Source organism: Kitasatospora phosalacinea (genome assembly GCF_000716545.1).
Lineage (GTDB): Bacteria > Actinomycetota > Actinomycetes > Streptomycetales > Streptomycetaceae > Kitasatospora > Kitasatospora phosalacinea.
In genome coordinates this window covers 1-26444 of record NZ_JNWZ01000092.1, presented here as the reverse complement: position 1 = coordinate 26444, position 26444 = coordinate 1, and the positions used below count along the sequence as shown (strand labels likewise).

Annotated in this window: 25 protein-coding genes and 2 pseudogenes; 21 read left to right on the top strand and 6 right to left on the bottom strand. The window is 75.1% G+C overall.

Going from position 1 to position 26444, the window contains the following annotated elements:
• Positions 1–485 (bottom strand): pyridoxamine 5'-phosphate oxidase family protein (locus OO48_RS31565; protein WP_063830787.1); only part of this gene is annotated, 485 nt, incomplete at its 3' end.
• 229 nt (positions 486–714) lie between these two features.
• Between OO48_RS31565 and OO48_RS31560 the strand changes: the two genes are divergently transcribed.
• The 13 genes from OO48_RS31560 to OO48_RS40855 all read left to right on the top strand — a co-directional run bounded on the left by OO48_RS31560 (position 715) and on the right by OO48_RS40855 (position 14668).
• Positions 715–1551, top strand: coding sequence for a hypothetical protein (locus tag OO48_RS31560; protein WP_033222546.1), 837 nt, complete (start codon positions 715–717; stop codon positions 1549–1551).
• A gap of 369 nt (positions 1552–1920) precedes the next feature.
• Complete coding sequence (locus tag OO48_RS35575; RefSeq protein WP_051733245.1) at positions 1921–2313, top strand: hypothetical protein; 393 nt, start codon at positions 1921–1923, stop codon at positions 2311–2313.
• 308 nt (positions 2314–2621) lie between these two features.
• Positions 2622–3242 (top strand): hypothetical protein, encoded by a 621-nt coding sequence (locus tag OO48_RS31550; protein WP_157845590.1) that lies wholly within the window; start codon positions 2622–2624, stop codon positions 3240–3242.
• 68 nt (positions 3243–3310) lie between these two features.
• Positions 3311–3946, top strand: a complete 636-nt coding sequence (locus tag OO48_RS31545) for an SAF domain-containing protein (RefSeq protein WP_051733242.1) — start codon at positions 3311–3313, stop codon at positions 3944–3946.
• Positions 3946–5277: a CpaE-like family protein gene (locus OO48_RS39405; RefSeq protein WP_063830786.1), complete on the top strand. Its 1332-nt coding sequence runs from the start codon at positions 3946–3948 to the stop codon at positions 5275–5277. Before OO48_RS31545 ends, OO48_RS39405 begins: the two co-directional genes overlap by 1 nt.
• The gene (locus OO48_RS31535; protein ID WP_245194877.1) at positions 5267–6832 is read left to right on the top strand and encodes a TadA family conjugal transfer-associated ATPase; all 1566 of its coding nucleotides are present in this window, start codon (positions 5267–5269) and stop codon (positions 6830–6832) included. The genes OO48_RS39405 and OO48_RS31535 overlap by 11 nt, the downstream gene beginning before the upstream one ends.
• Positions 6832–7800 carry a type II secretion system F family protein gene (locus OO48_RS31530; protein ID WP_081952531.1) on the top strand — a complete coding sequence of 323 codons (969 nt, stop codon included), beginning with the start codon at positions 6832–6834 and terminating at the stop codon, positions 7798–7800. Before OO48_RS31535 ends, OO48_RS31530 begins: the two co-directional genes overlap by 1 nt.
• Entirely contained in the window at positions 7797–8684 is an 888-nt protein-coding gene (locus OO48_RS31525) for a hypothetical protein (protein ID WP_033222542.1), read from the top strand. Before OO48_RS31530 ends, OO48_RS31525 begins: the two co-directional genes overlap by 4 nt.
• A gap of 183 nt (positions 8685–8867) precedes the next feature.
• Positions 8868–9131, top strand: a complete 264-nt coding sequence (locus tag OO48_RS31520; protein ID WP_033222540.1) for a hypothetical protein — start codon at positions 8868–8870, stop codon at positions 9129–9131.
• A gap of 80 nt (positions 9132–9211) precedes the next feature.
• Entirely contained in the window at positions 9212–9574 is a 363-nt protein-coding gene (locus OO48_RS35570; protein WP_051733240.1) for a TadE/TadG family type IV pilus assembly protein, read from the top strand.
• Positions 9574–10056, top strand: a complete 483-nt coding sequence (locus OO48_RS31510; RefSeq protein ID WP_033222538.1) for a TadE/TadG family type IV pilus assembly protein — start codon at positions 9574–9576, stop codon at positions 10054–10056. The genes OO48_RS35570 and OO48_RS31510 overlap by 1 nt, the downstream gene beginning before the upstream one ends.
• Entirely contained in the window at positions 9951–10532 is a 582-nt protein-coding gene (locus OO48_RS31505; protein ID WP_342449670.1) for a TadE/TadG family type IV pilus assembly protein, read from the top strand. The genes OO48_RS31510 and OO48_RS31505 overlap by 106 nt, the downstream gene beginning before the upstream one ends.
• Positions 10532–14668 carry a LysM peptidoglycan-binding domain-containing protein gene (locus tag OO48_RS40855; RefSeq protein ID WP_051733236.1) on the top strand — a complete coding sequence of 1379 codons (4137 nt, stop codon included), beginning with the start codon at positions 10532–10534 and terminating at the stop codon, positions 14666–14668. Before OO48_RS31505 ends, OO48_RS40855 begins: the two co-directional genes overlap by 1 nt.
• A gap of 139 nt (positions 14669–14807) precedes the next feature.
• Here OO48_RS40855 and OO48_RS41315 read toward each other — a convergent pair.
• Positions 14808–15092 (bottom strand): annotated as a pseudogene (locus tag OO48_RS41315) (IS982 family transposase); the annotation flags it as partial.
• Positions 15005–16042 carry a LysR family transcriptional regulator gene (locus tag OO48_RS31485; protein ID WP_245194875.1) on the bottom strand — a complete coding sequence of 346 codons (1038 nt, stop codon included), beginning with the start codon at positions 16040–16042 and terminating at the stop codon, positions 15005–15007. The gene OO48_RS31485 and the pseudogene OO48_RS41315, both read right to left, overlap by 88 nt.
• Before the next feature lie 92 nt (positions 16043–16134).
• Here OO48_RS31485 and OO48_RS31480 point away from each other — a divergent pair, with 92 nt between their 5' ends.
• A complete protein-coding gene (locus OO48_RS31480; RefSeq protein WP_033222532.1) occupies positions 16135–16977 on the top strand; it encodes an alpha/beta fold hydrolase in 843 nt (280 codons plus the stop codon).
• Positions 16974–18371, top strand: a complete 1398-nt coding sequence (locus OO48_RS31475; protein WP_245194874.1) for an MFS transporter — start codon at positions 16974–16976, stop codon at positions 18369–18371. The genes OO48_RS31480 and OO48_RS31475 overlap by 4 nt, the downstream gene beginning before the upstream one ends.
• Before the next feature lie 154 nt (positions 18372–18525).
• On the opposite strand, the gene OO48_RS31470 is transcribed toward OO48_RS31475, so the two are convergent.
• The gene (locus OO48_RS31470; RefSeq protein WP_033222531.1) at positions 18526–19005 is read right to left on the bottom strand and encodes a VOC family protein; all 480 of its coding nucleotides are present in this window, start codon (positions 19003–19005) and stop codon (positions 18526–18528) included.
• A gap of 121 nt (positions 19006–19126) precedes the next feature.
• Between OO48_RS31470 and OO48_RS31465 the strand changes: the two genes are divergently transcribed.
• Complete coding sequence (locus tag OO48_RS31465) at positions 19127–19936, top strand: nucleotidyltransferase domain-containing protein (RefSeq protein ID WP_245194873.1); 810 nt, start codon at positions 19127–19129, stop codon at positions 19934–19936.
• Between the two features lie 87 nt (positions 19937–20023).
• Here OO48_RS31465 and OO48_RS31460 read toward each other — a convergent pair whose 3' ends face one another.
• The gene (locus OO48_RS31460) at positions 20024–20587 is read right to left on the bottom strand and encodes a DUF4240 domain-containing protein (RefSeq protein ID WP_051733234.1); all 564 of its coding nucleotides are present in this window, start codon (positions 20585–20587) and stop codon (positions 20024–20026) included.
• Positions 20588–20702: 115 nt separating this feature from the next.
• On the opposite strand from OO48_RS31460, the gene OO48_RS31455 reads away from it, so the two are divergent.
• Both OO48_RS31455 and OO48_RS31450 read left to right on the top strand, forming a co-directional pair.
• Positions 20703–21650, top strand: a complete 948-nt coding sequence (locus tag OO48_RS31455) for a zinc-binding dehydrogenase (RefSeq protein WP_033222529.1) — start codon at positions 20703–20705, stop codon at positions 21648–21650.
• Positions 21651–21751: 101 nt separating this feature from the next.
• Positions 21752–22795, top strand: a complete 1044-nt coding sequence (locus tag OO48_RS31450) for a S66 peptidase family protein (RefSeq protein WP_033222527.1) — start codon at positions 21752–21754, stop codon at positions 22793–22795.
• 92 nt (positions 22796–22887) lie between these two features.
• Here the strand turns inward: OO48_RS31450 and OO48_RS31445 are convergent, their stop codons facing one another.
• Positions 22888–23847: a GlxA family transcriptional regulator gene (locus tag OO48_RS31445; protein ID WP_033222525.1), complete on the bottom strand. Its 960-nt coding sequence runs from the start codon at positions 23845–23847 to the stop codon at positions 22888–22890.
• A gap of 72 nt (positions 23848–23919) precedes the next feature.
• Between OO48_RS31445 and OO48_RS31440 the strand changes: the two genes are divergently transcribed.
• The 3 genes and pseudogenes from OO48_RS31440 to OO48_RS31430 all read left to right on the top strand — a co-directional run.
• Complete coding sequence (locus tag OO48_RS31440) at positions 23920–24570, top strand: HD domain-containing protein (protein ID WP_033222523.1); 651 nt, start codon at positions 23920–23922, stop codon at positions 24568–24570.
• A 190-nt stretch (positions 24571–24760) separates the two neighbouring features.
• Positions 24761–26059 (top strand): MFS transporter, encoded by a 1299-nt coding sequence (locus tag OO48_RS31435; RefSeq protein WP_063830785.1) that lies wholly within the window; start codon positions 24761–24763, stop codon positions 26057–26059.
• Positions 26060–26236: 177 nt separating this feature from the next.
• Positions 26237–26444: pseudogene (locus OO48_RS31430) on the top strand (hypothetical protein); the annotation flags it as partial.

Here is a 26444-nt window from a genome sequence, read left to right as displayed (position 1 = left end):
GGGCCGGGGAGGGCGGGGTCGGGGCGGGCGGCACCGGGCAGGGCGGCACCGGGCAGGGCGGCTCCGGTCGGGACGGTGTCCGGGAGGACGCGGCGGCCGGAGACCAGCTCCGGGCTGATCGCCACGTACTCCGGGCCCGGCTCCGGGATCCACGGGCGCAGGCCGCCGGAGCGCAGGGCCGCGCGCTCGCCGGCGTCGCGCACCACCTCGGCGCGACCGTGCACCAGGACGCTCCAGCCGCAACGGCCCGTCAGGTCGAAGTCGTCCGCCTGGAACGCGGCCACCGTGCCGTCCAGCGCCCGCGCCACCCGGGTGCCGGCGCGCAGGGCCAGGACCAGCCGGCCGTCCGCCGCCACCCGGAAGGCCACCGGGAGCACCGCCGGAAGCGCGTGCTCGGTGTACACCACCCGCCCCAGCGGTACGGTGCCGAGCAGCCGCAGGCACTCGGCCTCGCTGAGGGTCTCCACCCGGTCGTCACGGTCCATACCGACGATGGTGCCCCCGCCGGTACGGCCCCGAACAGGGCCCATGGTCCCTGAGCTGGGGCTCATCGGACCGATTCCGCCCCGCACCGACACCCCTCGGCGATACCTTGGCCTCCGGTGGCGTTCCGCGACGTCCCGTGGCGCCCTCGCGGCCCGGGAGGGCGGCGCGGCGGGTCCGGGCAGGGCGGCGCGGCAGACCAGGGCGGTACAGGTGGAGGGGGCGGTACGGGTGAGCGGTGGCATCGAACTGGTGATGATCGGCGCCGACGGCGGCCCCGAACGCGGCCACGGCGGATCGGCCCGCGCCGCCGACGGCGCCCGCGCCCTCGCCGAAGCCCTCCCCGGCCGCACCTTCGACGCCGGCACCCGAGGCAGCACCGTCACCAGCCCTCCGGCCGACGCCGACGCCAACACCCTGCTCACCGCGCTCCGCCAAGCCGCCCAGCGCCCCGCCCGCTGGCTGGTGGTCGGCCTGGTCGGCCAGCTCGTCGCCGACCCGCGCGGCCGCCGGGTCGCCCTGGTCACCGCCGGCTCCACCTCCGACAACGCCTACCGGCGCGGCCTCGCCTGGGACTGGATCACCAGCGCCATGGTGCACGGCGCCCAGGAGGAGACCCTGCTGATCATCGACGCCGTCGCCGACCGCGACACCTGGGCCGCCCTGCAGCGCGAGGACGGCGCGGGCGAACTGCTCGGCCACTCGCGCGTCCCGCTGTGGGGCCGGATCGGCCGGTGGAGCGCGGGCCGGCGCGGCCGCGACGGCGTCCTCCCCGGTGCGGAGGGCTCGTTCAGCTGGGCGCTCGGCCGGGTCCTGGAGCACGGCGTCCCCGGCGCGCCCGCCGCCGTCGGGCCGCTCGACCTCCAGCCCGCCGTCGAAGGGCAGTTGGGATGGGGAGAACCGGCCAATGCGGGAGAAGCCAGACTTCTGGTGCCGCGTGACGGAGGGAGACTCCTGATGCGCAATCGGGCCGCAGTGAGAGGCGCGCTCGCCGGATTGCCGTTTTCCGATGAACTTTTGGCGGTTCTGTGGCGAGAAAGTGCCCCAACGGATCCGCCTTCCGCGTAAGGTCAGGACGCCCCGGGTGTTGCCGTGCCGGGGCGGGGTGGCGAAGAATCGACCTCCGAGCGACCTCAGAACGAACCGGGGACGGCAGACGACATCCGCGGTCCGGATCCACCACAGGTCCGGCCGCAACAAGGTGGGGCTATGCGGCATCGCTCAATTCTGGTGCGCCCTGGGGCGGTTGGGATCAGCGGGCTGCTCCTGCCATTTCTGCTGACGGCCTGTTCGTCCTCCGGCGCGGGATCGGCGGACCGACTCGGAACACCCTCCGGAAGCCTCCCGCAGGCGACCGGCGCCGCCACCGCGGGGGCTTCCCCGTCGGGCAGCCCGCCTCCTCGCGAAGGCGCCCAGGGCCTGCAGGGGGGCGGCGCGGTGACTGCCTATCAGTCCTGGTGGGACGTCCAGGTCGACGTTCTCGGGCGATCGGATTCGGACGGAACGCCGCTCCGCCAGTACGCCACCGGGGCGGCGTTCACCGAAACCGTGATCTCGCTCACCCAACTGCACGACAACAAACTCGTCATGATCGGCCGGCCGCGTACCTCACCCGTCCTCAAAAGCCTTGATCTCCAGGCCAATCCGCCCACCGCCACGGTCGAGGACTGCCTCGACGTGTCCGGTTGGCACCAGGCGGACGCCACCACCAAGGAGATCAGGGATCCGCAGCCGCGGCTGTCGCGTTATCCGGCGACCGTCGTGATGAAGAAATACGGAAACCGCTGGCTGGTCGCCGAGTTCACCCGTGAGGAGGGCAAGACATGCTGAACTCCGCTTGGCGTGCCGCTGTTTGTGTACTGATCGGACTCGGATTGGCCGCTGCGGCGGTTCCGGCGGCGAACGCCGCCGACGACCCCGTCGGGCCGTGCGCCGACCGCTCCATCTGCAGCGGGCACCACGAACCGGGCAGCACTCCGACCGCGGGCGGGGGGACGTCCGGGGGTGGTGGGGGTGGCGGGACCGACAAGTGCACCTGGCTGGGGAAGGAAGTGGCGTGCTGGCTGGACGACCGGGGCGCCTTCTCGGAGGGTTGCTACTACATCGAAGCGGATCCGCAGCCACTTCCGGGTGAAGCCGTGTGGACCGGACACACCTCCAAGGACGGTGCGGTCTACGACAAGTCGTGCATCCTGAACGACGGCTTCGTGCCGGCCGGTCAGGTCTTCCTGGCCCAACCCGTCGCGGGCCCGCCGCCCAAGACGCCCGCGCAGGTCGCCTACGACGCCCTGAAGAAGATCACTGTCGCCGAGCCCGTCCTGCACGTCGCCCCGGCGAAGGACGCGGTGGTCGGATCGCCGGTGTGGCTGTGGTTCGACGCCAACCCGGACACCGTGGGGCCGTTGAGCAGCACGCTGGAGGGGGTGGGGTTCAAGGTCACCACGACGGTCACGCTCGCCGAGGTCGTCTGGAACGTGGACGACGGGCCGACCGGGGACAAGCAGGTCCAGCACTTCTCCTGCAAGGACGCCGGGAACCCGTTCAGCGCGCAGGGAGCACCGACCTGCAGCCACGTCTTCACCGAGAGTTCGGCGCGGATGAAGGACAAGGCCTACACCCTCAGCGTGACCCTGAAGTGGCACGTGAGCGCGCGGAGCACCGACGGCACCGCCATCGACATGACCGACTTCGACTGGTGGCCGACCTACACCAATGCGGTGCTGAGCGTCCCCGTCAACGAGGTCCAGGTGCTGAACTGACCGACTCGCGAACAGAGTTCGACGTCCCATCACGAGTGAGAGGCCGCAGAGCGGTGGAGAACCGAAGCATGCCGACCCCGCCGCGCCGACTGGGCGCACGACGGCGGCGCCCCGCCGTACTGGCGATGGCGGCTGCGCTGATCGCGGCCGGTGGACTGGGCGGGGCGGTGCTGTACAACAGCAGTGGGCAGCGGATCGCCGTGCTGGCGATGGCCCGGGACGTGCCGATGGGGCAGGTGATCAGTTCGGACGACCTGGTGGTGGCGCACATCGCGGGTGATCCCGCGCTGCACCCGCTGGACGCCCAGGACCTGCAGCGGACCGTCGGGCTGCGGGCCACCACGGACCTCAAGCGCGGGGCGCTGCTGGTCAAGTCCGACCTGACCAGCGATCCGGCCACCCAACCCGGGCAGCAGATCGTCGGCGTCTCCGCGAAGCGCTCCCAGCTACCCGCCACCAGGCTGCAGCCCGGCCTGCAGATCCTGATCGTCAACGCGCCCGGTGGCAGCGGCGACGCCGCAGCCACCACCCGCACCCCCGAGACGATGACCGCGGTGGTCGCCGCGGTGGGCAAGCCCGACACCGACGGCAGCACCGTGATAGACGTCGCCGTCGGCCCCGCGGACGGGCCGCGGCTCGCGCTCTGGGTGGCGGGCGGCAAGTTCCAGGTGATCCTGGCGCCCCGAACCGCCGGAGGGTCCTGATGACAGTGGTGGCCGTGCTCGGCGGGACGGGCGCGCCGGGGGCCACCAGCAGTGCGCTCGCGCTGCTGCTGTCCTGGCCGTTGCGCCCCGGCCGCCGGGTGCTGCTGGTCGAGTGCGACCCGGACGGCGGGGCGGTGCTGGCCGGGGCGCTGGAAGGCCGGGTCGAGGCCGTGTACGGGCTGCGCAACCTGGCCGTCGCCGACCGGCGCGGGCTGCTGGCCGAGACGCTGTGGGAACAGTTGCTCGACGTCTCCCCGCAGGGCACCGGCGAACGCCTGCTGCTGCCCGGCCTCACCGACCCCACCCAGGCCCCCGGCCTGGCCTACACCTGGGAACCCCTGGTCGAGGCCCTGCACGCGCTCGAACCGCAGGGCTACGACGTGCTGCTCGACCTGGGGCGCTCCGGCGCGAACGGGGCGATGGCGGTGCTGCCCCGGCGGGCCGACGTGGTGGCCGCGACCGTCCGCACCACCCTGCGCGGGCTCTCCGCCGCCCGGCCCCGGATCGCCGCGCTGCGCGAGGACCTCGACACCCACGGCACTGGCTCGGACGGCCTCGGCCTGCTGCTGGTCACCGAGGGGCCCTACCCCGAGAACGAGGTGGCCCGGCAGTTCCAGCTGCCCGTGCTCGGGGCGCTCGCCCACGCGCCGCGCACCGCCCGGGTGCTCTCCGACGGCGGCGACACCACCGACCGGCGCTTCATCCGCTCCGAGCTGATGCGCACCGCGCGCACCGCCGCCGACCGGATCCAGGGCGTCGCCGCCGCCCGCCGCCGGCGCCTGGGCGGCCCGCAGCCCGTGCAGCAGCCGCAACCCGTGCAGCAGGCGCTGCCTCCGCAGGCGCTGCCTCCGCAGCCGCAGCCCGTGCAGCCGCAGTTCATCCAGCCTCAAGTCCAGCAGCAGGGGCAGGAACAGCCGCCGCCGCTGCGCCCGGCGCCCGTGCCGCCGCAGCCCGTGCCGCCGTTCGTGGCGGGGCCGGTGGCCGGGCCGGTGTACCCGCAGCAGCAACAGCAGCCGTACCAGCAGCCGTACCAGCAACAGCAACAGCAACAGCAACCTCAACCGCAGCCGCAGCCGTACCAGCAACAGCCCTACCAGCAGCAGCAGTTCCAGCCGCAGGCATCGCAAGGGCCGGTCGCGGGCGGGCAGTTCACGGGGGAGTGGCCGGTCCGGGTGGAGGCGCCGCAGATCTCGTACGCCGCGCCCTACATAGCGCCGCCCGCGGTGCCGCAGCCGCCCGTGCCCGCGCCGTTCCCCGGGCAGGCGGGGCAGACTGGGCAGTCGGGGCAGCAGGACGGTCCGGACGGGGAGGAGGTGTGGCGTGCGCGCTAGCCCGTACCAGGGGCCGCTGCCGCCGCAGCAGCCGGTGAACGGACAGGTGGTGCAGGGGGGTTCGGCCGATGCGGCCGGGCTGCCGTGGGGGAAGCCGTCGGTGGCGGAGTCGCAGGTGCGGCCCGGGCCGGTGGCGTCCGGGGTGCCCGCGCTCTCGCCGGTGGGGGCGCGTCCGGCCGTGGACCCGCAGGTGGCGCGGGAGTTGAAGCGGCAGGTCGCGGCGGAGCTGCACCAGCAGCTGTCGCGGCTGTCCCAGGCGTCCGGGAGCGAGGCGGACCGGGCGACCCGGCGGCAGCGCGGGCGGGCGCTGATCGAGGAGGCGGTGGCCCGCTGGTCGGACGCGTACGCGCAGACCCACGGCATCCCGCCGACCCGGGAGCAGGACCGGGTGCTCGCCGAGGCGGTGTACGACCTGCTGTTCCGGGCCGGGCGGCTGCAGCCGTACCTGGACGACCCGGAGATCGAGAACATCCTGATCAACGGGTGCGACGACGTGTGGGTCTCGCGGGTGCACCAACCGCTGCGACAGGTGCCGCCGGTGGCCGACACCGACGAGGAACTGGTCGAACTGCTGCAGGACTTGGCGCGTCAGCACGGCGGCGGCGAGCGCAGCCTGTCGACCGCCAGCCCGATGCTGGCGCTGCGCCTGGAGGGCGGGATGCGCCTGCAGGCGATGACCGAGGTGACGCCCCGCCCGTACGTGGCGATCCGCCGGCACCGGGTGGCCAGTGCGACGCTCAGCGACCTGGTCCAACTCGGCACCGTGGACAGCACGCTGGCGGCGTTCCTGGCGTCCGCGATCCGGGCCAGGAAGAACGTGATGATCACCGGCACGCAGGGCGTCGGCAAGACCAGCCTGCTGCGCGCGATGGCCGCCGAGATCCCGCCGGACGAGCGGATCGGCACCCTGGAGTCGGAGTTCGAGCTGTGGCTGCACACCCTGGGCCACCTGCGGCAGGTCGTTCCGATGGAGGCCCGCGAGGGCAACGGCGAACGCGTGGACGGCCGGATGGCGGGCGAGCTGACCATCGGCGAGCTGATCCCGGCGGCGCTGCGGATGACGCTGTCGCGGATCATCGTCGGCGAGGTCCGCTCCGCCGAGGTGGTGCCGATGCTGCGGGTGATGACCAACGGCGAGGGCGGCTCGATGTGCACCCTGCACGCCCGCGGCCCGCACATGGTGGTCGACCGGATCGCCGAACTCTGCCTCGAGTACGGCGCGCACATGACCGACACCCTCGCCTACCGGCTCACCGCGAACGCCGTGGACTTCATCGTGCACGTCACCATGATCGACGAGACCGCGGTCGGCGGCCGCCGGCACCGCTTCGTCTCGCACGTGCTGGAGGTGGCCGGTCTCGGCGAGTCCGGACGCCCCGCGCTGAACACCGTCTTCGGGCCGCGTCCGGAGCTCGGCGAGGTGCGGGCCGTGCCCGTCACCCCGCCGCACTGCCTGGACGACCTGCGCCGGGCCGGTTTCGACGCGGGCCTGCTCGGCTCCCCGTACGGAACGTGGGGCGCGCCGCTGGCGCTGCGGATCGGGGGGATGCGCTGATGCTGCTGCTGTACGTGCTGTGCGGGCTGGCGCTGGCCGGCGGGCTGGTCGCGCTGGCCGCCGGGCTGCGCGGGCGGCCGGTGGACGAGGAGGAGCGGCACAACCCGCTGGAGGGCCGGCTGCACACCCTCTGGTACGGGGCGCCCGGCACCGCCTCGCCCGGAATGGCCCGGCTGCGCCGCACCCAACTGGTGCTGGCACTGCTCGGGGCGCCCGGCGGCTGGCTGTTCACCGGCATCCCGCTGGTCGGGCTGCTCGTCCCGGCCGCCGTGTTCGGCCTGCCCTGGCTGTTCGACGCGACCCGCTCCGACACCCGGCGGATCGAGCGGCTGGAGGCGCTCGCCGAGTGGACCCAGCGCCTCGCCGACGTGCTGCTGCTCGGCGTCGGCCTGAACCAGGCCATCATGACCAGCCGGCGCACCGCGCCGACCGCGCTGGAGACCGAGATCTCCGACCTGGCGGCCCGGCTGCAGTCCCGCTGGCGGCCGGAGGACGCGCTGCGGGCGTTCGGCGACCAGCTCGCCGACTCGACCGCGGACAAGGTGCTCGCCGCGCTCGTCCTGCGGGCCGGCGACAGCGGCCCCGGCCTGGCCCGGGCGCTGGCGGACATGGCGGAGTCGGTGCGCGAGGAGGTCAGGCAGCGGCGCGCCATCGAGGCGGACCGCTCCAAGCACCGCACCACGATCCGCTGGATGGTCGGCATCATCCTGCTGGTCATCGTCATCGGGGCGTTCAACTCCCACTACACCGCGCCCTATTCGACGGTGCTGGGCCAACTGGTGCTGGGCGTCGTGGCGGTGGCGTTCGTGGCGGTGATCGCCTGGATGCGCTCGCTGGCCCGGCACACCCCGCTGCCCCGCGTCCTGGAACCCGACCGCCGCTCCAAGACCGGCCGGCTGCCCGGCCGGAGCGCCGCCGGGGACAACCCCCGGACCGAGGACGAACCACTGGTGAAGGAGGCCGGATGATCTCCCCCTGGGCGGTCCTGGCCGGCGCCGCCGCGGCCGGCGGCGTGGCCCTGCTGCTCGCCGAACTCCGGCCCGCCCCACCGGACCTGGGCCAGGCCCTGGACCGGCTGCACCGCGTCCCCGAACCGCGCCGGGCCGAGGACGAGGACGCCGCGCTGCCCTGGTACGACCGGGTCGGCGAGGGCTCGACGCGGCTGCCCGGGGTGCGTGTCCCGTACCAGGAGCTCGCCCTGATCGGCCGCAGCCCGGCCCGCTTCATGGCGCACAAACTGCTGTTCGCCGTCCTCGGGTTCGCCCTGCCCGGCTACCTGTCGGTGATGGCCGCCGTGATCGGTGACGGCCTGCCGCCGGCCGTCCCGCTGCTGGTCGGACCGCTGCTCGCCGGACTGCTCTGGTTCGTCCCCGACGGCATCGTGGCCGGCGAGGCCAAGGAGGCCCGCACCGAGTACCTGCACGGCATCGCCGCGTACCTGGAACTCGTCGCGCTGGAACGGGCCGCCGACTGCGGACCCGCCGAGGCGCTGCGCCGGGCCGCCGCGGTCGGGCGCGGCACCGTGTTCCGGCGGATCCGCGACGCCCTGGAGCGGGCCGCCACCGACCGGCTCCCGCCCTGGGACGGACTCGACGCGCTGGCCCGGGAGCTGGGGCTGACCCCGCTCCAGGACGTCGCCGACATCATGCGGATCTCCGGCGTGGACGGCGCCGCCGTCTACGACACCCTGCGGGCCCGGGCCAAGAGCCTGCGCGGCGAACTGCTCTCCGAGGAGCTCGCCAAGGCCAACACCGACAGCGAGCGGATGGTCGCCCCCGGCTCCGCCCTGACCCTGCTGATGACCGTCCTGATCGCCTTCCCCGCGGTCTACCAGATGCTCAACACCACCTGACCGAAGATCGAGCCGACACCGAGACCGAGACCGACACCCAGACCGAGACCGAGACCGAGACAGACACCACCGCACCGTCCGACCGGGCAGCGAACGAACAGTGCCACCCGCCCAGCCCGGCACCCCGCACAGAGCCCCCTCTCGAAGCCCCTCGAAGCCCTTCGAAGTCCTGGAGACCACACCATGGCCCGAATCCGCACCGTGGCGGCCGCCCTGCGGCCGCTGCTCCCGCTCCATCTCGTCCGACCCGTCGTCGAGTACCGCCTCGTCAAGCTGCGCGCCGCCCGCGAGTCCGGCGACCGCGGCGCGATCAGCATCGAACTCGCCCTCGCGGTGATCGTGCTGGTCGCCATCGCCGGGACGATCGTCTACGCGATCACCCAGCTCGGCCAGAAGGTCCAGTCGCACATCAAGGACGACGTCCCCGCCGGCGGCACCGCGCCGTGATCCGCCGTCCGCACCGGCCCGCCACCCGGCCCGCACCGGCCGGGCGGCTCGCGCGTGCCCGCAGGTCCGACCGGGGTGCGATGGCGATCAGCCTCGCCATCGTGTTCCCGGCCGTGCTGTTCGTGATCCTCCTGGTGGTGCAGGCCGGCCTGTGGTGGTACGCCGAGCAGGCCGCGCTGGCCGCCGCCCGGGAGGGCGTGGAAGCCGGACGGACCAACGGGGCGCCGGCCGGTGCGGGCGAACAGCGGGCCACCGAGTTCGTCGACCGGCTCGGCAGCGTGGTCGAACTGGCGCAGCCGCCGCGGCAGACCGGCGGCGACCCGGACATGTACCAGCTGTCCGTCACCGTGAGGACGCTCACCCTGGTGCCGTTCGCCGACCTGGCGATCACCAAGACGGCCACCGCGCCCCGGGAGAAGTTCGTCCCGCCGGTGGTGCCGTGATGGGCGGGGGAGCGGTCCGGGGGCCGTCCACGCGGCAGCGGCGGTGGCAGCGGTCGCGGCGGGGCGCGGACCGGGGCTCGTTCGCGGTCGAGGCGGCGGTCCTGGTGCCGGTGATCCTGAGCTTCGCGCTGATGGCGGTGGCCACCGGACGCCTGCAGACCACCGGCGCGGTGGTCGACGCCGCGGCCCGCGCCGGGGCCCGCGCCGCCTCGCTGGCCCGCACCCCCGAGGGGGCGCAGCGGGCCGCCGCGGAGGCGGTCGGCCAGGCGCTGGCGGCCCGGCAGGTGCGGTGCGAGAGCGAGCCGGCCGGGGAACCGGAGTACGGCACGCTGAAGACCGACGGCGGCACCCTGACCACCGTCACCGTCCGGGTGTCGTGCACGGTGCCGCTGGCCGACCTGATCGGGCTGGACGCCATGCCCGGCAGCAAGACGCTCACCGGTACGTTCACCTCCGTGCTGGACCGCTACCGGGGAAACTGAGAGGACGTCAACACACCGTGGGGGGAGGGAACGTGAACGTACGATGCGTGAACTGCCGGGACCGGGGCAGCATTTCGGTCATGGTTGCCATCACCGCCGTCAGCCTGGTGGCCGTGGTCGGCCTGGTGCTCGACTTCGGCGGCCAACTGCGGGCCACCGAACGGGCCGACGCGATAGCCCAGGAGGCCGCTCGGGTGGCCGGCCAGCAGCTCGACATCGACCGGCTGCGTTCCGGCGGCGGCTACCAGGTCGACCCGGCGCAGGCCAGGTCCGCCGCCAGGGCCTACCTCGCCTCCCAGGGCGTCTCGGGTGACGTCGACTTCCCCAAGTACCCCGACCTGAGCGAGATCAGCGTCACCGCCAACAGCACCTACCGGACCGCGCTGCTCGGCGCGGTCGGCATCACCTCACTCTCCGTGCAGGGCCACGGCAAGGCCACCCTGCTGCACGGCATCACGGAAGGGAAGACCGGCTGATGGCCGCGCGCGGAGCCGACGACCAGCACCGCAAGGGCCGCCGGGAGCGGCGGCCGGGAAGCACCGCCACCGCCGGACGGCAGCCCGCACCGGTGGCCGCCGGACGGCGCGCCCGCCCGGGCCGGCGCGGCGCGGGCGGCTCGGTGCTCGCCGCGTTCGGCGCGCTGCTGGCGCTCGCCCTGCTGCTGGCCGGCGTGCCCGCCCTGCTCGGCTACGGCACGCTCGCCGTCGCCGCGACGGGCGACCCGGTCCACGGCGACCTGCTCGCCGCGCTCACCAGCCCCGACGACGGCAGCCTGTTCCTGTGGCTGCTGGTCGGCGTCGGCTGGATCGGCTGGCTGTGCTTCCTGGTGTCCGTCCTGATCGAGATCCCCGCCCAGCTGCGCGGCCGGGTCGCCCGGCGGATCCCTGCGTTCGGTTGGAGCCAGCGGATCGCGGCCGGTCTGGTCGGCTCGGTGCTGGCGCTGCTCCCGGTCGCCGGATCGGCCTTCGCCGCCACCCCCGAGACCGCCCAGCGCCCCGCCGCCGTCGCCCAGTTGGACGCCGCCCCGACGTACGCCGCGCTGCCCGCCGGGGCGCCCGCGGCCGCGCCCGCCGCCGACCCGCAGCAGCCGGTCTACACCGTCCGCGACGCCCGGCCCGCCGACAGCCTGTGGTCCATCGCCGAACGCCAACTCGGCTCAGGTGAACGCTGGACGGAGATCGCCAAGCTCAACGCGGGCCGCCCGATGGACGATTCGGGCACCCGCTTCGACGCCGACCGGCCGATCCAGCCCGGCTGGCGGCTGTTGATGCCCGCCGACGCCAAGTCCGACACCGGCGCCCCGGCCGACACCGCCGCGTCCGCGCCGACCGCCCGCTCCTCGGCGCCCGCCCACGGCAGCGTCACCGTGCACTCCGGCGACTCGCTCTCCTCCATCGCCCAGCGGGAGTTGGGCGACGGCGACCGCTGGCCCGAACTGTTCGAGGCCAACAAGGGCGCCACCGCCCCCGACGGCGAGCGGCTCACCGACCCGGACGTGCTCGCCCCCGGCACGGTGCTCACCGTGCCCGGCGCCGCCCAGACCCCGCAGGAGCCCGCCCCCGCGCCCCAGACCCCCGAGGCCCAGCCGCCCGCGCCGCCCGCGTCCGAGGCCACGCCCGCCCCGCAGCAGCAGGCCACCACCCCGCCCGCCGCCGAGCAGAGCCCCGCCGCGCAGCCGTCCGCCGGGCAGTCGCCCGCCGCGCAGCCGTCCGGCGGGGAGGGCGCGCCGCAGCAGGACGCGTCCGCCGCCAACCTGCCCGCCGTCCGCGACCAGCACACCGTCGCGAAGAGCGGCGACGACTACACCGTGGCGCTCGCCGCCTCCGGCCTCGGCGTGCTGATGGCCGCCGCGCTGATCACCCTGGTCGGCCGCCGCCGCACCGACCAGCAGCGGGCCCGCCGCCCCCGGCACCGGATCGCCCTGCCCTCGGCCGCCGCCGGCCGCTTCGAGGCCGAGCTCAAGGCCAGGCAGGACGAACACGGCCTGGAACTGCTCAACCGGGCCCTGCGCACCCTGGGCCGCAACACCGTCCGCGGCGAGAAGCGGCTGCCCGCGCTGGTCGCCGCCCGGGTCACCGTCGCGGGCACCGTCGAACTGCACCTGGCCGCACCGGCCGTGCCGATCGCCCCGTTCCGCGCCGCGCACGCCCCGAACGTGTGGTGGTGCCCGGCCGACTCCACCGAACTGCTGTCCGCCGGGCAGGCCGCCAAGTACGCCGCCCCCTACCCGGCGCTGGTCACCCTCGGCGCCACCCCCGACGGCTCGACCGTCCTGGCCGACCTGGAGACCGTCCGGCTGGTGCACCTGTCCGGGCACCCCGAGGACGCCGAGGACGTGCTGCGCAGCCTCGCCGTCGAACTGGCCCACAGCCCGCTCGCCGACCGCCTGCACCTGCACCTGGTCGGCATCGCCACCGACCTGCCCACCGTCGGCCCCGCCGCCGACCGGGTGCACCACCACCCCACGCTGGAGGCCGCGCTCGCCGCCCTCGGCCCGCGCACCGCCAAGGCCCGCGCCACCCTGATCGGCGCCAACGTCGGCAGCCCCCGCGAGGCCCGCAGCCGGGGCAGCGCGGACGAGGCGTGGCTGCCGGAGATCGTGCTGTCCGCGCAGCCGCCCGCCGGCACCGTCCCCGCCGAACTCGGCCGCCTGCTCGACGGCCGCCCGCGCACCTGCCTGGCCGTCCTCACCCGCGCCCCCGAACGCGGCGCCGGACCGGTCGCCCGCTGGACGCTCCCCGCGACCGGCCACGCCGCACTGCCCGGCCTGCACCTCAGCGTCGAACTCCAGCGCCTGAGCCGCGAGCAGTACGCCCAGCTCGGCGAACTCGTCCGGGTCTCCGGCGACCTCACCCAGCACCCGGCCCCCGAGTGGACCCTCGACGGACCGCACAACGGCCCCGAGGAAGAGGCCGAACTCCCGCTGCCCGTGCCCGCGTTGGCCGCCGTCGGCGCAGCGATAGGAGCCGTCCCCGCCCCGTTCGGCACGAGCTTCGGCGGGCCGGACGGCGAGGAGGCGGAGGGCGGCGTCCGGCCCGACGGCACGCTCGACGCCCGCCTGATCGCGCTGCTCGGCGGACCGACCGGGGCCGCCGGGGCGGACACCGCGACGGCCGACGCCGGGACGAAGACCAGCCTGGACAAGCCGGCCGGCGGCCCCGCGCAGGAGCGGAAGGAGGACGGCGACGCGGCCGGCCCCCGACTGCTGGCCCGGGTGGTGCCCACCGGCAGCAGCCCGTTCGCCGGGCTGGTCCCCACCGCGCCCACCAACCCGTACGCGGTCGTCCCGGTGGCGCCCGTCCAGCCCGCCGCCCTGCCGCCCGCCGGGCCCGCAGCCGCCGCGCCCGTCACTCCCGTCGCGCCCGACGTTCCCGCCGCACCGGTCGAGCCGCGGCACGCCGCCAACGGCCAGGCCCGGAAGGTCACCACGCCGCCGCACGGCACGCCCGTCGACCCCCGGATCGCCGTCGCGCTCCCCGCCGCGCCCGCGGTGCCGGCCCAGCCGTCGGCGCCGCCCGTGCCGCCGGTGCCGTCGGCGTCGCCGGTGTCGCCGCAGGACGAACTGCCTTCCGAGGGAACCGGGTTCACGTCCGGGCCGGTGCCCGTCCGCGAGACCGAGCCCGTCCGTAGGACCGAGATCGAGACCGAGATCGAGGCCGCGACCACGAGCGCGCCCGAGGTCGCGCCCGCGCCCGCCCAGGTGCCCGAGCCGCTGCCCGTGCACGACCAGGCGGCGGCTCCCGACCCGCGCTCCCCGGCCCGGCCGTCCGCCCGGCCCGGCAGCGGCCCGGCCCGCACCGACAGCGACGACCTGCTGGCGATCCTGCGTTCCCCGGAGGCCCACCACCTGCGCTCCGCGCCGCGGATCCGGGTGCTCGGGCCGGTCGACGTGCTCGGCGCGGCCGGCAGCGCCGACCCGGCGGGCCGCCCCCGGCTCACCGAGCTGGCCGCGTACCTGGCGCTGCGCCCCGGCACCGAGCACGGCACGATCGACCGCGACATCCACCCGGGTGCCGCGCACCTCGACCCGAAGGCCACCGTCGAGCGCCTCGCCGAACCGCTGCCGGTCAAACTCGCCGCACTGGCAGGGTGGTTGGGCACCTCCCCGGAGGGGCGCGACTACCTGGGCGCGGAGCCCGCCGACACGTACTCCCTGGCGCCGACGGTCAGTTGCGACTGGGACGAGTTCCGCAGCCTGTACCGGCGCGGCATGCGCTCCACCTCCAGCACCGCCGACGCCGCCCTCGCCCACGCGCTCGCCCTGGTCCGCGGCGCCCCGTTCGCCGAGGCCCCGGCCGGCACCTTCGGCTGGGCGGAGGCCGAACGGCAGGACATGCTGGCCGCGATCGTCGACACCGCCCACGAACTCGCCGCCCGCCGCCTCCAGTACGGCGACCACCGCACCGCCGAGGCCGCGATCTTCCGCGCCCTCGCCGTCGCCCCCGAGGTCGAACTCCTGCACCGCGACCTCTTCTACGCCTACGCCTCGGCCGGCGCCCGCGACCAGCTCGTCCGCTCCGTCAACCGCCTCGACGCGCTCAGCCGCCGCACCGGCCGCGACCTCGACCCGGACACCGTGGCCCTGCTCCGCGACCTGCTCACCGGCAGCTGAGCCGCACGCCCGCCTGTAGGTTCCGCACCAGGAGCCGGTTCCTGGACGTCGAGGACGGGCTCATCGTCCGGCGCGGCCCGCTGCCTGAAGAGGACGTCCTGGCCCAGCAGAGCGCCTGGACGAGTAGCTCCGAAGTCGGTCAGTGGTCGTAGGCGGTCAGTGAGCGGGTGACGGGTCGGCCGGTGGTGCGGTTGTGCCAGATCGTGCAGGTCATGGCCAGGATCCGCTGGCCGACTCGGGCTCCGGCGCCTTCGACGGTGCGTGCGCCGTGCTGTTCGAGTCCGAGTCGCCCTTTGAGGGTGTCGTTGACGGACTCGATCAGCTGGCGGACGGACTTCAGCAGGCCCTCGCCGGGACGTGGGGCGCTGGTGCGGTAGGAGGGCCGCAGGAGTCGGGCGCCGTACTGGGCGAGGAAGCGGTCGAGTCGCGGTCGCCGTCTTGGGGTCCCGGTGGGCCGAGCCGGTGGTCGAGCGCGGCACCGACCTCGGGGCAGTTCTTGCGGATGACGTCGAGGAAGGCGTTCAGTGCCGGGGAACGGTCCCGGGCGTTGAAGGACAGGACCAGATCGGGCAGAGGCGTGCGCGGGGTCACCTCGCAGAACCACGTGCCCCGCCGTGGGGCCGTCAGCATGCGAGAGGGTCCCAGGCCGACGCCCATCCCGCAGGCGGCGAGGCCGATGATGGTGTGGATGTCCCTCGCGACGGTCGCGCCGGAGAGCGCCGGGGAGTCCTCGCCCAGCAGGGTCCGTAGCCCGGTGACGACGGCGGGCTCGTCCTCGCCCGACGCTACGATCAGCGGCTGTCGCCGCAGCTGGTCCACGTTCACCGACGACTGACCCGCGTACGGGTGCGTGCTGCTCACGACCGCGACCAGGTGGTCGCGCCCGACCGGCACCGACACCAGTTGCTCGGCCCCGATGCCCCCCGGCCGGCCGAGGCCGATCGCCACGTCCAGTTCGCCGGCGACGAGCGCGACCGTGCTGCGGCTGGTCGCCATCTCGTGCAGTTCCAACCGCACGTCGGGCCGTTCGCGGCCGAACCGGCCGATGACGTCCGGCAGGGGTTCGAGCAGCGCCGAGGCAATGAATCCCAGGCGCAGCCGGCCCGTCTCGCCGCGTGCCGCCCTGGCCGCGTCGACCGAGGCCGCCGCGATCTCGTCGAGCGCCCTGCGCGCCCGGGAGAGGAAGGCCGCGCCCGCAGCCGTCGGAAACACCCCCTGGCGGGTGCGATCGAACAAGCGGGCGCCCACTTCCCGTTCGAGGTCGGCGATCTGCTTGGACAGCGGAGGCTGCGCGATGCCCAGCGCACCGGCCGCCCGGCCGAAGTGTTCGTGTTCGGCGAGGGCCAGTGCGTACCTCAGGTGCCGCGCCTCCATGCCAACCTCCCGGTCATACCTCACGTGTATCGTCGGCCAGCTTGTCAGATCTTCCACTGGATGATCGGGGCCGGGTCGCATGGAATGCGGTCATGACTCATTCTTCCTCCCCGGGCACCGTCTTCGTCTTCGTGCACGGGGCCTGGCACGGCTCCGGGCAGTGGGCGGCGACGCAGCGCGCACTCGCCGGACTCGGTGCCGCGAGCACGGCCGTCGACCTGCCGGGACACGGCTTCGACGCGCCATTGCCCAGCGGGTACCTCCAGCCGGGCCAGCCGGGCCTGCTGACCGAGAAGTCCGCGCTCGCCACCGTGACGATGGACGACTGCGCCACGGCCGTGCTGGACACACTGCGCCAGACCCGCCGCCACCGTCGCGTTGTACTTGTCGCGCACAGCGCGGGCGGCGGCCCCGCGTCACTGGCTGCCGAACACGCACCCGAACTCGTTGACGAGATCGTCTACCTCTCGGCCTTCGTGCCCGCCGGACGGCCCCGGTTCCTCGACTATCTCGGCTCGCCCGAAAACGCCACGGCGCGGGGGCAGAGCCTCAACCTCGGCAACCCCGAGGAACTGGGCGCCGTGCGGATCAACCCGCTCTCGCAGGATCCCGCCTACGTGGAGGAACTGCGGCAGACCCACTACCACGACACCGCTCCGGACCGCTTCGACCGCTGGCGCTCGGCACTGAGCCCCGATCTGCCGCTTGCGATCCCGACCACCCCGGTCACCGTGACTCCGCAACGCTGGGGGCGCGTCCCACGGACCTTCCTGCGCTGCGCGGAGGACCGGGCACTGCCCACGGCCGTGCAGGATCTCATGATCGCGGAAGCCGACCGGGCCATGCCCGGCAACCCGTTCACCGTGCGCACCCTCCCGGGCAGCCACAGCCCGTTCGCCGCCCGCCCCCGTGAGCTCGCCTCGGCTCTGCTGTGAGCGGCGCACGCCTCGTGCTGCCGGTGGTGCTCAGCGCCACTTTCGTACAGCTCCTCAACGTCACTGTCGCCCAGGTGGCCGCGCCGGCGGTACAGGCCGGCCTGGGCGCCGGTCCGGGCGCCGTGCAACTGGTCCTCGCCGGATACACCCTGACGTACGCATGCCTGCTCATCCCCGCCGCACGGCTGGGCGACCGGTACGGCTACCGCCGGCTGTTCGTGGCAGGCACCGTGGTCTTCACCGCGGGTTCGGTGGCCGGCGCGTGTGCCCCCGACGCCGCATCGCTGATCACGGCCCGGCTGGTGCAGGGCGCGGGCAGTGGCCTGGTCGCCCCCCAGGTCCTGTCGCTCATCCAGACCGCCACCCCCGCGACACGCCGGCCGCGCGCCTTCGGCCTGTACGGCGCCACCATGGCCGTCGCGTCACTGGCCGGGCCGCTGATCGGCGGCCTCGTCCTCAGTGCCGATCTCTTCGGCCTCGGCTGGCGGCCGGTGATGCTCCTCACCGTGCCGGTGGCGCTCGCCTCGCTGGCAGGAGCGACCGCACTGCCCCGCGCCCGCAGGACGGACGGACCCCGCGTCGACAAGCTGGGCGCGCTGCTGGTCACCGTGGGAGCCGGCGCGCTGGTCCTGTCCCTGGCGCTGGGGCGGGAAGCAGGCTGGCCCTGGTGGACGTGGGCCGGTCTCGCCGTGGCTGTGGCCGCCCTCGGCCACTTCGTCCGGACCCTCCCGCACCGGCCTGACCCGCTGATCCATCCCGCGGTGCTCGGTGACCAGTCGGCGCGGAAGGGCACGTTGCTGGTGTTCGTGTTCAACACGGGTGTGCCCTCCTTCACCTACCTCCTCTTCCTCCACCTCCAGTCCGCCGTCGGGTACTCGGCCCTGGCTGCCGCACTGACGTCAGCACCGTTCGCCGCAGCCGCCGCCGTCGGCAGCAGAGCCGCACCCGCTCTCACCCGCCGGCACGGTCCGAAGGTGCTCACCGTCGCCTCCCTGGTCCTCGCCGGGATGTGCCTGGCGCTGGCCCCCCTCGTCGGCTCGGCGACGGGACGCCAGGCGGCACTGCCCGTGCTGGCCGTCGGCGGAGCCGCGTTCGGCGCCTTCACCGCGTCGGTGTTCACCCAGGTCCTGGCCCAGGTGCACGGCCCCGCCGCCGGTTCGGTCTCCGGCCTGCTGCCCACGGCACAGCAACTCGGCGGATCCATCGGAGTGACCGCGGCCGGACTCGCCTACTACGCCCCCGCCGCCGATGCGGACACCGCGTTCCGGCACGCCATGCTCTACCAGGTCGCCGCCTTCACGATCACCGCGCTGATCAGCCTCCGGCTCCACCACCGGCCCGGCACCGAGCCCATGCACGGCCACAGCAGGCACAGCGGAAGGTCAGGTAGGTGAAGCGCCGGCCTCCAGCGACCTCCGCCCCACCCCGTCGGCCGCGCCCGCTCCGAACCGCCGAGGACACGGACGACGACCGCCGGTTCCGGAAACCGGCGGTCGTCGCGACACTCGATGCTCCCTCGCCCCGACTGCCGCTCGGGCCGGCAGGGCGTCAGTTCCCGTCCGCGGCGGCCTCCAGGGCGGCGATGTCCAGCTTCCCCATCCGGAGCATCGCGGCGGTGGCCCGGCGGGCGCGCTCCGGGTCCGGGTCGGAGAGCAGTTCGGTCATCCGGTGCGGCACGATCTGCCAGGACAGGCCGTAGCGGTCCTTCAGCCATCCGCACGGCCCCGGCGCGCCGCCGTCCGCCGTCAGCAGCTCCCAGTAGCGGTCCACCTCGGCCTGGTCGGCGCAGTCCACCTGCAGTGAGACCGCCTCGTTGAAGGTGAACTCGGGGCCGCCGTTCAGCGCCAGGAACTCCTGCCCGAACAGTTCGAAGGAGACCAGCATCACGCTCCCGGGCTCACCCGGCCCCGCCTCCGAGTACCGCTGCACGTCGGTGATCCGGCCGTACTCGAACACCGAGGTGTAGAACTCGGCCGCCTGCTCGGCCTGGTCGTCGAACCACAGGAAAGTGGTGATCTTCTGCGCCATCGGAAGGCTCCTCCGTTCCCGGACGGTCGCCCGGCCGTGCGACCGGGCCACTCCGACGGTAGGGCGCGTGCGGCGATCCGCGGCGCAGGCGCGTCCGCCCGGCCGTGCCAGGATGGACGGTGTGACCCTCCCGGACCTGCCGCACCTGCCGCGCCTGCCCGCAGCCGAGCAGGCCGCCGCCGACGCGGCCCAACGCGCCCTGGCCGCACCGCTGTTGGCGCGCTTCGCGGCCCGTCTGCCGGCCCTCGTGCCGGTGCGCGCCCTGTGGGTGCACGGCTCCCTGGCGTACGGGGACTACCGGCACGGGCGCAGCGACCTCGACCTGGTCGCCGTCCTGCCCGCCGCCCCGGACGCGCCGCTGCGGGGCCGGATCACCGCCCTGCACCGGGAGTTGATCGAGCAGGAGCCCGACGCGGAGCGGCTGCACTGCACGTACCTGCCGGGCGGGGCGCTGGGCGACGCGGCGGCCGCGCACTTCACCTTCGCCCAGGGCGAGCCGATGGACCGCCCGGTCACGGCCGTCACCCGCCGCGAACTGCTGGACGGGGGAACGGTGTTGGCGGGGGAGCGGCCCGGCGTGCTGCTGCCGCCGGTCACCGACGCCGAACTGCACGCCCACATCCGGGCGGACCTGCGCGACTACTGGTACCCGATCACCGCCCGTCCCGACCCGTGGCGGCGCGACGTCTGGGTCGACCACGGCCCGGTCACCGCCGTCCGCGCCACCGTCGCCCTGTGCGAGGGCCGGCTGATCGCCAAGCGCGAGGCGATCTCCCGCCTCCCGGCCCTGGGCGCCCCGCCCGGCCTGGCCGAGGACATCGCCGCCCGCCGCTACGGCGTCCCGCCGACCCTCACCCCCGGGGAGCGGACCCGACGGGCCGAGCGGGCGAGGCTGTTCACCCGCACGTTGATCGAACGTGCGCTCGGCTGAGGTGGCGCGCCAGGCCACGTCGTCCGGCCGTGTCCTCAGGGCGCGTCGTCGGGTTGCGTCCTCAGTGCGCGTCCTCAGTGCGCGTCGTCAGGTCGCGTCGGCGAACAGCGCGGTGAGCCGGGGCAGGCGGGCGGCCCGCTGTTGCGGCGTCCACGTCGGCCCGTCGAACTCGGCGTTGCACGGGCTGTCGTGCCCGATCGCCTCCAGCGCCTCCTCCAGGCCGTCCTCCTCGCCGGTGAGCTGCTCGTACGCGTCGTGGGCGCAGTAGTCGAGCGTCTCCCAGTCGGGGAAGTCGTGGTCGTCCCACCGCGCGTACGGCAGCGCGGCCAGTCGGCGGAAGGCGGGGTGGTCGGCGAGGGCGTCCGGCTCGTGGACGGCCAGGCGGTGGGCGGCGCGGCCCAGGCCGATCAGCCAGGCGTGGAAGTACCACAGGCTGTCGTCGCTGACCCGGCCGCGCATGACCTCCTGCGCCACCGCCAGGGTGCTCGGAGTGTCCAGCGGAGCGCGGGCCTCGTCCAGGCGTAGTTGGAACTCCAGCACCTGTGGCAGCGGCAGTTCGGTCAGGCGCGCCGTCAGCCGTTCGGTGCGCGCGCAGGTGTGGCCACCCGCGGCGCTCCACTCCACCAGGCTCCAGAACTCGTCCACGTCCATGGTGGGCATCCTGGCAGCCACCGGTGACGCGGCACCGACTTGACCTCAAGTCCGCTTGAGGTCAGAGGATGGGCGACGGGCCGGAACGGCCGGCCCGCGAACGGCTGGAGGCGTGATGCGTGCGGTGTGGCTGCGGGAGTTCGGCGGGCCCGAGGTGCTGGTGGCGGGGGACGCGCCCGATCCGGTCCCGGGGCCCGGAGAGGTGCTGGTGGAGGTCGCGCACGCCAATCTGACCTTCGTCGAGACCCAGTTCCGCGCCACCGGGCTCGGGCCGTTCACCGCCGCCCTGCCGATGGTCCCCGGCAACGGCGTCGGCGGCACCGTCACCGCGCTGGGCCCGGGCGTCGACGCCGACTGGCTGGGGCGGCGGGTGGTCTCCTCGACCGGAGGTAGCGGGGGGTACGCCGAACTCGCCGCCGTCCCCGCCGACGGCCTGCACGTCGTGCCCGACGGTCTCGCCCTGGACGCCGCGACCGCGCTGCTCGCCGACGGCCGCACCGCCCGCCTGCTGCTGGAGACCGCCGCGCCCGCGCCCGGCGAACGCGTCCTGGTCACCGCCGCCGCCGGCGGTGTCGGCACCCTGCTGGTGCAACTCGCCGCCACCGCCGGGGCCCACGTGGTGGCCGCGGCCGGCGGGCCCCGGAAACTCGCCCTCGCCGCCGAACTCGGCGCCGCCGAGACCGTCGACTACCTGCGGCCCGACTGGACCCGCGACCTCGCCCCCGTCGACCTGGTCCTCGACGGCGTCGGCGGCGCCCTCGGCCGGGCCGCCGCCGACCTGCTCCGCGAGGGCGGCCGCATCCTCAGCTACGGCCTGGCGAGCGGCAGTTGGACGGACCTCCCGGCCGCCGAAGCCGCCGCCCGCGCCCTCACCGTCCTCACCCTGCGCCCCACCCCCGAACGGACCCGCGCCGCCACCGCCCACGCCCTGGCCGAGGCCGCCGCCCACCGGCTGCGCCCCGTGATCGGCCGGCGCTTCCCGCTGGAGCGCGCCGCCGACGCCCACCGCGCCATCGAATCCCGCGCCACCCTCGGCAAGACGCTGCTGGACGTCCGGTCCTGAACGGTTCCGCCGCACCGCACCGCACCGCACCGCACCGCGCCGGGCCGCACCGCGCCGAAATCCGGTCGTGGGCGGCCCGCCCGCGCGGCTAGCATCCGGGCATGTCAGAGCAGCCGACGTACCCGCCCAAGCCCCGCCCCGGCGACCGGATCGCCATCGTCTCCCCGGGCTTCGCCGGCCCGGGCGCCTACCCGCTCCCGTACGAGCTCGGACTGCGCCGCCTGCGCGAGGAGTTCGGCCTCGAACCGGTCGAGTACCCCGCCACCCGCAAGCTCGACGCCACCCCCGCCGAACGCGCCGCCGACCTGCACGCCGCCTTCGCCGACCCGACCGTCACCGCCGTCATGGCGACCATCGGCGGCAGCGACCAGATCACCGTGATCCCTCACCTCGACGCCGAGTTGATCCGCGCCAACCCCAAACCGTTCTTCGGCTTCAGCGACAACACCAACCTGCTCGACTTCCTGCACCGCCAGGGCGTCGTCGCCTACCACGGCGCCGCCGTGATGACCCAGCTCGGCCGCCCGCACGCCGTCCACCCCCGCACCGCCGCCTCGCTGCGCGCCGCGCTCTTCGACGGCGGCGAGTACGAACTCGCCGAGGCCACCGACACCAGCACCGTCCTGGGCCGCTGGGAGGACCCGGCCACCTTCGAGCGGGAACCCGCCGCCGAGCCGGCCACCGGCTGGCACTGGCACCGCCCCGACCGCGTGATCGAAGGCACCACCTGGGGCGGCAACCTGGAGATCCTGCACTGGATGGCCGCCGCCGACCGGCTGCGCCCCGTCGCCGAGTACACCGGTGCCGTGCTCCTCCTGGAGACCTCCGAGGAACTCCCCTCCGCCACCGAGGTGTTCCGGATGCTCCGCAACCTCGGCGAACGCGGCCTGCTCCGGCAGTTCCCCGCCGTCCTGGTCGGCCGCGCGATGGCCTGGAGCTTCGAACACCCCCACGACGCGCCCTCCCGCGCCCGTTACCGCGCCGAACAGCGCGCCGCCGTCCTGCAGGCCCTGGACGCCTACGCCCCCGACGCCACCGCCGTCTTCGACGTCGACCTCGGCCACACCGAACCGCAGCTCGTCATCCCCTACGGCGGCCGCGTCCGCGTCGACGGCCCGGCCCGCCGGATCACCGTCACCTACTGACGCACGGAGGGCGGGGCGGTGTGCGAGAACGCCCCTGACCGGAAAGGGAGTTGCCGAGATTCCGGGGAGCGGTCGCACACGGGGGAGGCGGTTCAGGGCGGTGGCGGCGGGCGGAAGGCGGCCCGGTAGGCGCTCGGCGGGACGCCCACGTGCTCGCGGAACAGCGCCCGGACGTTCCCCGGCGTGCCCAGCCCGCAGCGGCGCGCCACCGCCTCCACCGTCAGGTCCGTCGACTCCAGCAGCTCCCGCGCCCGGGCCAGCCGCGCCTCCAGCAGCCAGCGCATCGGAGGCAGCCCCGTCCCCGCGTGGAAGCGGCGGATCAGGGTGCGCCGCGACACCCCGGCCCGCCGGGCCAACCCGTCGACGGACAGCGGGAGGTGGAGGTGCTCCAGCACCCACTCGTGCAGCCGGGCCAGGCCCGCGCCCGGCGGGGCGGACGGCGGCAGGTCGATGTACTGGGCCTGCCCGCCCTCCCGGTGCGGGGCCGCCACCAGCGTCCGGGCCCGCTGGTTGGCCACCCGCGCCCCGTGGTCGGAGCGCACCAGGTGCAGGCACAGGTCCAGCCCCGCCGCGACACCCGCCGAGGTCAGCACCGCGCCCTCGTCCACGTACAGCACCTTCGGATCCACCGCCACCCGCGGGTACGCCGCCGCCAGCGCCGCCGCGTGCTGCCAGTGCGTGGTGGCCCGGCGCCCGTCCAGCAGGCCGGCCGCCGCCAGCACGAACGCGCCCGTGCAGATCGACACCGCCCGCGCGCCCCGCTCCGCCGCCGCCCGCAGCGCCGCGCCGACCTCCGGCGAGGGCGGCGACAGCTCCGCGCACCCCGGGACGATCACCGTGTCCGCCGCCGCCAGCGACTCCAGGCCGTCCGGCACGTACAGGTCCGGCCCGCCGTGCACCGGCACCCGGCCCGGCCGCTCCGCGCACACCTCCAGCGCGTACGGCGCGTCCGGCCAACTCCCGAACACCTGAAGGGGGATGCCCAGGTCGAGCGGCAGCACCCCCGGCAGGGCCAGCACCACCACCCGGTGCGGCCGCGACGGCGACTCCATGGCACGATCCTATCGGCCGACGGCACCCGTGCCACTGCCGGTCGCCCGTCCGGCCGCCGTACGGTCGGAGCCATGAGCACACCGCACCCCCCGCTGATCCCCGCGCTGCCCGCCGGCCCCGTCGCCACGGCCGCCCTCGACCACCTGCGGGCCGCCGTCAGCCCGCCCGTCGCCCACCACAGCGTGCGCAGCTACCTGTTCGCCCGACTCCTCGCCGACCACGAGCAGTTGACCCCCGGCGCCGACTACGACGACGACCTGCTCTTCCACGCCTGCGTCCTGCACGACCTCGGCACCTCCCCCGGCACCCCCGGCCGGGCCCGCTTCGAGATCGAGGGCGCCGACCTCGCCGCCGCGTTCCTCACCCGCCACGGCTACCCGGCCGCCGCCGTCGACCAGGTCTGGGAGGCCGTCGCCCTGCACTCCTCCGCCCAGATCGCCGACCGCCGCGGCCCCCTGGCCCGCCTCACCCGCCGCGGCGTCACCGCCGACTTCGGGATCGACACCGCCCACCTCACCGACGCCCAGGGCGAAGCGGTCCACCGCGACCACCCCCGCCTCGACATGTCCACCGTCCTCGTCGACGCCATCACCGCCCACGCCGCCCGCTCCCCGCAGGCCGCCGCCCGCTACACCCTGGCCGGTGAACTCGCCCGCGAACGCGCGGAGTCGGGCGTGACGGGGCTGGAGTCGGCGACGGCGGCGGGGAGATGGGGCCGCTGACCGGCACCGGAGGCGCACAAGCGTGCAGCCGACTGCCGTCGGGGCCAAGGGGTTTCCACCCGCTGGGACACCCCCGTGACAGGACGGCGGCCCGCCCCGGACGTCGAGGTCCGATTCACGCCGGAACCGGCCCCGTCCCTGCTGGTGGACTCGGTGGTGACACCCGCCCACCCACGGACAGGACCCCGGCATGACCGACACCGCCTGCCGCTCCGGCACGCGCCGCCCGAACCCGCCTTCCCGACCAGGCGGTTGGCCCGCCGTGCTGGCCGTCACCACGGGGGTGTTCTCCCTCGTCACCACCGAGATCCTGCCGATCGGCCTGCTCACCCCGATCGGCGAGACCTTCCGGATCTCCGACGGCACCGCAGGGCTGACGATGACCCTCCCGGGCCTGGTCGCCGCCGTCGCCGCCCCGGTGGTGACGGTCGCGACCAGGCGCGCCGACCGCCGGACCGTACTCTGCGGCCTGCTGCTGCTCCTCGCCCTGGCGGACCTGCTCAACGCGCTCGCCCCCGGCTACTGGGCCGTGCTGGCCGCGCGGGTCGTCCTCGGCCTGGTCATCGGGGCGTTCTGGTCGATCGGCTCGGGGCTCGCCGCACGGCTCGTCCCCGAGCACCGGCGAGGCCGGGCCACCACCGTGTTCTTCACCGCCGTCCCGCTCGGCTCCGTCCTCGGCGTACCGACGGGCGTGTTCCTCGGCTCGCTGGCCGGCTGGCGCGCCGCCTTCCTGGTGATGGCCGCGCTGACCCTGCTGACCCTGGCCGCCCTGCTGGTGTCGCTCCCGCCGCTGCCCCCACCGGCCGCCACCGGCCCGGGCGCGCTGCGCGGGCTGTCGGCCACCCGGGGCGGCCGGACCGGACTCGCCGTCACCTTCCTGATCGTGCTCGCCCACTTCGGCAGCTACACCTACGTCACCCCGCTCCTGGCGGCCACCGCCCACGCCGGACCGGGCACGATCACCGGCCTCCTGCTGGTGTACGGCGCCGCCGGACTGCTCGGCAACGTGCTGGCCGGCGGTCGCGCGGCGGGGGCACCGCGACCGGTCCTCACCGCCGCGGCCACCCTGCTCGGCGCCTCGGCCCTGCTGCTCCCGCTGCTCGGCACCGGAGTCCCGGGTGCCGCCGTCGTACTGGTGCTCTGGGGCGCGGCGTACGGCGCCGTGCCGGTCTGCCTGCTCAACTGGTTCCTCGCCGCGGCCCCGCACGCCCCCGAGGCGGCCGGGGTGCTGTTCACCTCGTCCTTCCAGGCGACCCTGTCGCTCGGCGCGCTCACCGGCGGCCTCGTGGTGGACCGTTCCTCTCCCGCCGCCGTCATGGTGCTCGGGGGCGCCGTCGCCCTCCTCGCCGCCGCCACCGCGTGGCGGTACGGCCACCGGGCCGGGCCCGAAGCGGCGTCCGAGCCGGGGCCAGCGGTCGGCTGGGGCCCGTCCGACAGCTCCTGCCCCGCGCCCGGACGCGCGTCCGAATCACCCGAGTACGTCCAGTAAGAGGGCGACCCGCACGCCCGCCAGGCCGGGCGCCGGCCCGCCCGGGACCCGGCCTGGCCCGCCCGGCTGCGGACCACGTATCGTGGCCGGGATCGAAGCGTGGTGCGGGACACCACGGCGTACAGGCACGGCGTCGCGCGGGCGACGGACGGGGGCGGTGACCGAACGGTGGCTGACGTGGCATCGACGACCGGGAACGGGCCGGAGAACGACCCCGAGGAGACCTTCAAACTCCCCCCGAACGCGCCCGCCCCGGAGCAGACGCTCGAACTCCCGCCCGCCGCAGACCCGTTCGCGACCTCCATCAACCTGGTGCTCCCGGAGGCCGCGCTCAGCGCCACCCGCACCATCCCGCTGCCCACCCCCACCCCGGCCGGCGGCACCC